Here is an 8,619-nt window from a genome sequence, read left to right as displayed (position 1 = left end):
GCTAAGTTCTGTCAAGGGCTCTCCCTTGACAGGTTTTAGATAAAAAATTATAATCCATGAGCACTGCAAACAATTAATCATTTATCTATTGACATTTGATAGCTGGTCTTTGTATAGATTATTACATAAAATTTGTGAAATGTTAATGTCATTATTGTTAATAAAATTTAATATATTATGGAAATATATGATCTGTGTTCTGAAAATTTAAAGAGGACATGTAAAAATCAAAAATATAAATTAGAAAATTATCTCAATTAAAAAAAATAATAAAAAGCGATAATAAAATTTTAGCTTAAAATGTACGCAAAAAATCAATATTAAAAAAAGCGATAATAAAATTAGGGATGAAAAGTATCTCAAAAATCATATTCATTAAATTGAGATAATGAAATACATTAAAATCCCTATAAATTTTTCATGAAAAATACCCACAAAATATAAAATTAAAAAAAGCGATAATTTTCGAGTTAAAAATTGTACCCACAAAAATGCAAAATGAAAATTTAAGATAACTCATAGCTATAGTAAATTTACTTACCAGTTTTATTGCGATTGGGACATCAAGTTCCTAAAATATTTAAATGCCCAACTTTTCAAAAAAAAAGCTCCATAAGGAGCTTTTACTAATTTACCACAAGCAAGTCTAGCAAAACCAATTTGGCGAGGTCGGCAAAAAAATTTTAATTTGCCACAAGCAAGTCAGATTTAAGAAACAATTTAATATGTTTGGCAAATAAATTATTCATTTATAATTACATTGTGGTAAATTTTGTTTACATCGTCAGATTCGTTTAGCATTCCCATTAATTTATTGAATGCGTCAATATCTTCTTGAGCTGTTAATGTAACATATTCATTTGGAATCATTGCAGTTTCACAAGTATCAAATTCTACATTTGGAATTAATTTTTCAATTGCATCTTGACCTTTACCAAAATCAGAAAATGATGTCTTTACGGTCATTTCACCATCTTCAACTAATACATCAATTACATCAACATCTGCTTCAAGTAAGGCTTCCAGCATAGCATCTTCATTGTCATATTTAAATTCAAATAGACCAACAGATTCATAGTTGTATGAAACCCCACCTGTGTTAACCATCTTCGCACCGGGAGATTTTGTAAATGCTGTTCTTACGTCAGTCATTGAACGATTTGTATTGTCTGTTAAGCAATCTACGATGAATGTTGAATTTCCAGGTCCAAAACCTTCATAACGAGCTTCAGTATAGTTTTCTACAGTGCCACCTTTTGCTTTATCGATAGCTCTTTTAATAACATCAGCAGGGATTTGATTGGACTTTGCTTCTTGAATTTTTCTCTTAAGAGTTAAGTTCATTTCTGGATCTGGTTCACCACTCTTTGCTGCAATATATATTTCTTTACCAAATCTTGAATATAATTTTGTTTTCATAGCGGCAGTTTTAGCCATTGATGCTGCACGCACTTCATGAGCTCTTCCCATTTTAATACCTTCTTTCATTTATTTAAAATTAATCGCATATATTATATCAGAAATATGATATAATTAAAAGGGGTTTTATTGGTAGAAATAGGATAAAAAAATAAATGATATTTATATTGATGGGGGAAATATGATAAAACAGTACAAAAATGGTCAAGAATTCATTACCGAAAATTTAAGATTATTACAACAAAATAAATATTTTTCTCTTTATTTAATAAATAATTCTAATGTTTTGCAAGAATGCGACAATAAAAACTATGCACTAAAATCTGAAATTGGTGATAAAAAACTTATTATAATTAAGTGTGATCCATACGGGGCAATATTTTATGGAGATGAGGAATGCTTAGAAGAGGCTATTGATTACATTCTTACCGAAAAATTAGAAATTAAAAATTTTTTGAGTTTATATGAATTAGGAAATTCAATTAAAAATATTTTTGCAGAAAAATATAAAATTAAATTTAAATTAGGATTAGCATTTGATTTCATGGACTCAAAACAGATTACAGAACCATCTTGTAATGAAGTAGAACACACAAATTTTGATGATATAGATGAATTATATGATTGTTTGGGAAATTTTATAAAAGATGTAGGTTTGGATAATGAGGTAAGTTTAGAAAAATTAAAATCAAATATTGATAAATACAGGGTTATAAGAGATGGAGATAAAATAATTTCAATGGCAAAATATGGGGATTTTTCAGATGAAATTTGTAAAATTTCAGATGTATACACTAGAGTTGAATACCGTGGAAATAGTTATGCAAGGAAAGTTGTAAACACATTGAAAAATGAAATTATTAAAAATGGTAAAATTGCCGTATTAAATGTAGATAAGAAAAATCCTATTTCAAATCACTTGTATTCATCATTAGGATTTGAAAAAGTGTTTTCTCAGGTGGAGTTTAGGAGAGAAGATTAAAATTCTATTTTTAGTTGAATAATCTAAAATAATAGATTATTTACAGAATCTTAGTTAAGTAATAATATTTATTTATAGATATCTATGAAAAGAGGTTGTTATGAATAAAGTTGGGAGATATATAAAAGAACTTAGAAAATCAAAGGGAATGACTCAAAAAGAATTGGCTGAAAAATTATTTATATCATTTCAAGCAATTTCAAAATGGGAAAATGGGGAAAGCTTACCAGATACTTCAATTCTTTTAGATTTAGCAAGTGAATTAGATACCAACGTAAATTTATTACTTAATGGAGGAAGTATGGTTTATAAAAATATTAGATTTATGTCTATTTCAGACGTAGTTAAGGGATTTGAATCTATAGAAAATGTTGGAAAATATTTTGGTAAAAATAGTACTTTTTATTTAGGCATGATAGAAGGTATAAATAAGAAAATGAATATTGATTTGGAAAAATATTTATCAGATGCAAAAACTAGAGAAGTGTTAATTACAGAAGTCATTGTTCAACATATTATGGATGGTGGAAAAATCGATATAAACGAAGTTAAGGATTATATAGAAAATCAAAAAATGATAGATGTTATTAAGAGCTATTTATAGAAATAATCAAGAAACTTGAAAAATCAGGAAAAATTTAGTAGGGAATTTTAAGGGATCGTGGAGATACAGAGTAGGTAAATATAGAATTATTGTTGAAATTAATGATATATAATAATATTAATTTTAAATATTGGACATTGTAAAGAAATTTATAAAAGGTAAAATAAAAAGCATGCATGTTAGCATGCTTTTTGTCTTTATATTTAATTATTGATATAATAGAAAATAAATAATCTCATAAAAAGAAAGGAGCCATCATGCAAGATGGAAATCTCATAAAAAAATATCTGAAATTTGTGTCACTTTCAATAGGAGGAATAATTTTCTATTCCATTTATTCAGTAGTTGATGGAATATTTGTAGGGCGAGGTATAGGTGTGGAGGCATTGTCCGCAGTAAATGTCACGATTCCATTTATCACATTTCTATTTTCTTTATCGATGCTATTTTCGATTGGAAGTTTAAATATTGTTTCTTTCAGTTTGGGTAAAAATGACAAGAAAAGGGCGGATAATTATTTTACGCAAACTGTTTTGATTGCCGCTTTAGTAGGAATGCTGATTTCCTTGATTTCGTTTTTCAACATTAATTCTATAGTTGATTTTTTAGGTAAGAATGAAGAAGTCAAGAGTTATGCGGTAGATTATGCCAAGGTAATTTCAATATTTTCACCTTTCATCATTCTTACTTATGTATTTGAATTACTTGTAAAGGCTGAAGGCAAGCCAACAATAGGGTTTATATTAATGTTAATTTCGGCGTCTATAAATATAGTTTTGGATTATTTATTTGTATTTTATTATAATTTTGGAATAAAAGGAGCGGCCTGGGCTACAGGAATATCACAATTTATTCCGTCAGTATTGTATGCAATTTATTTTTCATCGCAAAAATCAAGATTAAATTTTGTTAAGATAAAATTTAATTTTACAATTATTAAAAATATTATAAAATACGGAATTCCAGCATTTTTGGCAGAATTGTCAACAGGCTTTATAATTTTCATATTTAATACAAAACTTGCGGCAACGCTTGGAATCAAAGGTTTAGCAATATTTTCTATCATAATGTATATATTAAACTTATTTACAAACATCATGTTGTCGGTAAATCAAGGAACACAGCCGTTGATAGCTTATTATATAGGAAAAAAGGACATAAAAAGTGTAAAATTGCTGAAAAAAATGATGTATTCAATAGTGCTAGGGATAACTATTTTAGTATTTTTAGTAATTCAAATTTGGACAGATGAGATAATCAACATATTTTTAGACGAAACAAAGCTGAAATTTTTAAACGAAGCAATAATGGATATAAGAATATATTCATTTGCACTTTTAATACTAGGATTTAACATAGTTACAGGCGGATATTTGACCGCAGTAAGAATGCCAAAAAAAGAATTTATCATAAATATTCTAAGAGGATATGTTTTGGTTGCATTGAGTGTAAACATTATTCCACTAATATTTGGAGTTAACTCAATTTGGTACGCCATGATAGTTTCAGAGTTCATTACATTATTTGTATCAATAGTTTTTTTATTAAATATAAAAAGGGGAAAATTGGAATACTAGATCCAATTCTATAGGAAATTGTATAAAAAATGTAAAAAAATCCCCATAACCACTTTTAAAGCTCCGAAAAGGAGTATGTAAAAGTGGCATGGGGATTTTTTATTTTTATATGATTGATAACAATTTTAATATTTCATCTTTAGTTTTAGCGTTTTTTAATATCTCAATATTTTCTTCATTCATCAATTTTCTTGAAATATTTGCTAAAAGTTTTAAGTGTTCTTCGTTATTATCTTCAGGAATTAATAAGGATATAATCAGATTAACCTTGCTTTCATCCAAGGTTTCCCAATCTTCTATATCATTTTCGTTTCTAATAAATAATATTTGTGCTGTTTTTACTGATGAAGATTTGGCATGAGGAATAGCAAAATTATTCATCATTCCTGTCAAACCTTCATTTTCTCTATCAACATAAGATTTAAAAACTTCATTCTTTGAAGAGCTTATTCCCAATTCAACTGAAAGTTCAGACAATTTCCTTAAAACTTCTTTTTTATTACTAAATTTCTGATTTAATAATATTCCATTTTCTGTAATTATCGCCATTCTATCTCCTTAAAAATTTACTCCATTATTTTCTTTCTTGTTAAGCCTAAAGCAATACCTCCTACTATTGAACCAACTAATATAGCAATCACCCATTGTAGTGGATTAGTTACTACCGGCAATACCAAGAATCCCCCATGAGGTGCTGGAACTTGTACTTTCATAAGATAAGTTAATATAGCAGAAATAGATGATCCTAACATAAAGCAAGGTAATGCTCTTAGAGGATCTTTAGCAGCAAATGGTATTGCACCTTCTGTTATATGAGTAGCACCTAATATAGCATTAACATAAGCTGCGTTTTTTTCATCTTTTGTAAATTTATTTTTGAATAATAAAACTGAAATAGTTGTAACTAGAGGTGGAGCTATGCAAGCAGCTGATACCCCTGCCATAAATGAATAATTTCCTTGTGCAAGAAGTGCTGTGCCTGTTACATATGCAGCTTTATTTACTGGCCCACCAAAGTCTGTCGCACACATTATTCCTACTATAAAACCTAAAAGTATAGGATTAGAATTTTCAAATTGTGCTAAAAATTTCATCATTGCTTCATTTATAGTTACCATTGGTCCAACAATTATAGTCATCAATAAACCTGTAATTAAAACACTAAATAATGGATATAAAAATATAGCTTTTAGTCCATCTAATTGTTTTGGTGCATTTTTTAATAATTTTTCCAATAGAATTATACTGTAACCAGCTATAAAGCCAGCAATTATGCCTCCTAAAAAGCCAGCTCCACCATTATGTGCAATAAATCCTGCGATAAACCCCGGAACAATAGCCGGCCTTTTACCTATACTTTGAGCGATATAAGTTGCTAATATAGGGGTCATTAATCCTAAAGCAATACCTCCTATATTTTTTAATATTGCGGCAAATTGATTATATGATGCATGATTTGGATCTGATGAAAAAATCCCCCATAAAAATGAAATAGCAATTAACACACCACCACTTACCACAAATGGTAACATATGAGAAACGCCATTCATCAAATGTCTGTAGATTTGTCTACCAAAATTTAAATTTTCATTATTGATTTGAGAAGAATTTATATTTATATTTTCTGAGTTATTAATAGGATATTTCACAACGCCTTTTCCATTTAATGCATCTTCAATAAGTTTATCAGCGTTTTTTATGCCTTGTAATACTGAAACATCTATTATTCTTTTTCCTACAAATCTTTCATCTTGTACATCTTTATCAGACGCAATAATTATAGCTTCTGCCTCTTTTATTTCTTCTGTGGTAAACTCATTTTCAACACCTATTTGTCCGTGAGTTTCAACCTTTATGGAAACTCCCTTATTTTTTGCTGCTTGTTCTAATTTTTCTTGTGCCATATATGTATGAGCTATGCCTGTTGTACATCCTGTAGCTGCTAAAATTTTATATTTCATATTTCCTCCCATATTTTTTCTACTTTTACTTGTTTCATTAAATCTTTTACATCAGAAAAATCCGTAAGCCCATCTCTAAATGCTGTTGAGCTACCAGCACAAACTGCCTTTTTTAATGCATATTCTTTATCTTTTCCTAAATAAATTTCTGCAATATATGTTGCTAAAAGAGTATCTCCAGCCATAGCTGTATTTACTATTTTTCCTTCAGGAGCTGAACATTTCAAAATTAAATTTTCGTTTATTAACATTGCTCCATTTTCTCCCAATGATAATAAAATATTCTTTGTTCCCATTTTTATCAATTTTTTACTTAATCTTATAAATTGTTTTTCATCTTTAACATTTTCATCAAACCAAGAGCATAACTCAAATTCATTTGGTTTTAATATAAACGGTTCAAATTTGCAGAGATTAATAACAAATTTTGAAGAATTATCAATAACTATTTCAACATTTCTATCTTTTGCGATTTTACATATTTCAAAAATATAGTTTTCATCAATACCTTTTGGAAAACTCCCATTTATAGTAAGAATGTCATTTTTCTGAAATTTTTTTTCAAAATAAGCTTTTAAAAATTCTTTAGCTTCTTCTATAATCGGCCCGGGGTTCACCTGTGTATATTCTTTTTTTTCATCAAGAACATTTGTAAAAACATTTATGCGTGTTAATCCTTGTATTTCGGGCATAAAAATTTTAATATTTCGTTTTTTTAAATCGTCCTCTATATGTTGTCCTGTAAATCCACCTTTAAATCCTGTTACAGTACTTGAGATTCCTAGATTTTCTAAAATAATCGAAACATTTACACCTTTCCCATTGGCACTACACTTAAAATAATTTGTTCTATTAACTTTATTCGGCAATAATTTTTCAGTTTCAATAAATAAATCAATTGCTAAATTTGCTGTAAATGTATAAATCATCGTACCTCCTAGCTTTAATATAATTATATACGATTGCACGATGTAAATATTTTCTAATTTGATATATAATATTGTTAAATATAGAAATTTTTTACTATTTTAAGGAAATGATTATGAAAAAATTTACAGAAACAGAAAAATATTTAATAGATTTTATAGATAAAAACACACATAGAATATGTGAACTTTCAATAACGGAGTTAAGTGCTTTGGCTAATGTTTCTACTACAACAATTTTTAGAACAGTTAAAAAATTAGGATTTAATGGCTTTTCAGAATATAAATTTAATTTAATATCTAATATTGAAAATAAAGAATACTTTGATATTATTGAGGAAAAAGATAGAAGTGAAATTAAAAATATTATCTCTAAAAATCAACAAGAAGTAAATAGTACAATAAATAAATTAAATATTAAATCAATTTATGATTCAATAAATTATTTAAGAAGGGCTAACACTATACTTATATTTGCTAGGGGATTATCTGAACTTGTAGCTCAAGAAATTCAGGTGAAATTCCAATTATTAGATAAAAGATGTGACGTTTATACGGATCCAAATATTATAAGAAAAATTTCAAAAAAAGCAAAAAAAGAAGACTGTATTTTATATATTTCATTAGAAGGAGAAACAAAATAACTTGTAGATGCTTCTATATCATCACTTCAAAATGAAATTCCTTCAATATTGATAACTACAAATATAAACTCTTCATTGGCAAAAAATTGCAATATAATTATAGAAGGATATAAATCAACTTCTTCCTATTTTCCTGATTATGAAGTACGATCCAGACTTTCACTAAACGTTATAAGTAGAATTTTACTTGATTGCTATTCTTATAAATTTAATATATCATTAGAAAATTAATTGGTCTATAAAAAGGTATTACCAATAATTTCTTATAAAATTTATTATATTTGACTGTATAATTTTTGGTATAACCATTTAATATATTGTCAAAATGTAATTTTATGTGTCCAGCTTATAGGTAGTAGTTTAAGAAGATAAATCATGTAAATAAGAGTTTATTCAAATATACAGGTAAATTTTTTAGGACAACTACCTGTATATTTGAATAATGTAATAATTACATGTATGTAAAACAGTGATTTGTAAAATTTTTCATGTAAATTGTTAAAATA

General features: G+C 27.2%; 8 protein-coding genes. 4 read left to right on the top strand and 4 right to left on the bottom strand.

Features of this window, described 5'->3' with window-relative positions; genetic code table 11:
* Positions 1–741: 741 nt before the first annotated feature.
* Positions 742–1,470, bottom strand: a complete 729-nt coding sequence (locus ABGF48_RS04690; RefSeq protein ID WP_408105178.1) for a YebC/PmpR family DNA-binding transcriptional regulator — start codon at positions 1,468–1,470, stop codon at positions 742–744.
* A 130-nt stretch (positions 1,471–1,600) separates the two neighbouring features.
* Between ABGF48_RS04690 and ABGF48_RS04685 the strand changes: the two genes are divergently transcribed.
* The 3 genes from ABGF48_RS04685 (at position 1,601) to ABGF48_RS04675 (ending at position 4,582) form a co-directional block, all read left to right on the top strand.
* A complete protein-coding gene (locus ABGF48_RS04685) occupies positions 1,601–2,401 on the top strand; it encodes a GNAT family N-acetyltransferase (RefSeq protein WP_408105177.1) in 801 nt (266 codons plus the stop codon).
* Between the two features lie 100 nt (positions 2,402–2,501).
* Positions 2,502–3,005, top strand: a complete 504-nt coding sequence (locus ABGF48_RS04680) for a helix-turn-helix domain-containing protein (RefSeq protein ID WP_408105176.1) — start codon at positions 2,502–2,504, stop codon at positions 3,003–3,005.
* 257 nt (positions 3,006–3,262) lie between these two features.
* Positions 3,263–4,582: an MATE family efflux transporter gene (locus ABGF48_RS04675; protein WP_408105175.1), complete on the top strand. Its 1,320-nt coding sequence runs from the start codon at positions 3,263–3,265 to the stop codon at positions 4,580–4,582.
* A gap of 105 nt (positions 4,583–4,687) precedes the next feature.
* On the opposite strand, the gene ABGF48_RS04670 is transcribed toward ABGF48_RS04675, so the two are convergent.
* The 3 genes from ABGF48_RS04670 to ABGF48_RS04660 are packed head-to-tail and all read right to left on the bottom strand — an operon-like array spanning position 4,688 to position 7,472.
* On the bottom strand, positions 4,688–5,131 hold the full coding sequence (locus ABGF48_RS04670; protein WP_134744021.1) for a PTS sugar transporter subunit IIA: 444 nt from the start codon (positions 5,129–5,131) through the stop codon (positions 4,688–4,690).
* A 17-nt stretch (positions 5,132–5,148) separates the two neighbouring features.
* Entirely contained in the window at positions 5,149–6,543 is a 1,395-nt protein-coding gene (locus tag ABGF48_RS04665) for a PTS fructose transporter subunit IIC (RefSeq protein ID WP_408105174.1), read from the bottom strand.
* The gene (locus tag ABGF48_RS04660; RefSeq protein ID WP_408105173.1) at positions 6,540–7,472 is read right to left on the bottom strand and encodes a 1-phosphofructokinase; all 933 of its coding nucleotides are present in this window, start codon (positions 7,470–7,472) and stop codon (positions 6,540–6,542) included. Before ABGF48_RS04660 ends, ABGF48_RS04665 begins: the two co-directional genes overlap by 4 nt.
* 113 nt (positions 7,473–7,585) lie before the next feature.
* On the opposite strand from ABGF48_RS04660, the gene ABGF48_RS04655 reads away from it, so the two are divergent.
* Entirely contained in the window at positions 7,586–8,113 is a 528-nt protein-coding gene (locus ABGF48_RS04655; protein WP_408105172.1) for a MurR/RpiR family transcriptional regulator, read from the top strand.
* Positions 8,114–8,619: the final 506 nt, after the last annotated feature.

Origin of the sequence: Helcococcus bovis, assembly GCF_046035835.1 — a bacterium.
GTDB lineage: Bacteria > Bacillota > Clostridia > Tissierellales > Peptoniphilaceae > Helcococcus > Helcococcus bovis.
The sequence above is the reverse complement of the archived record's forward strand: the minus strand, read 5'-3'. Positions and strand labels throughout refer to the sequence as shown.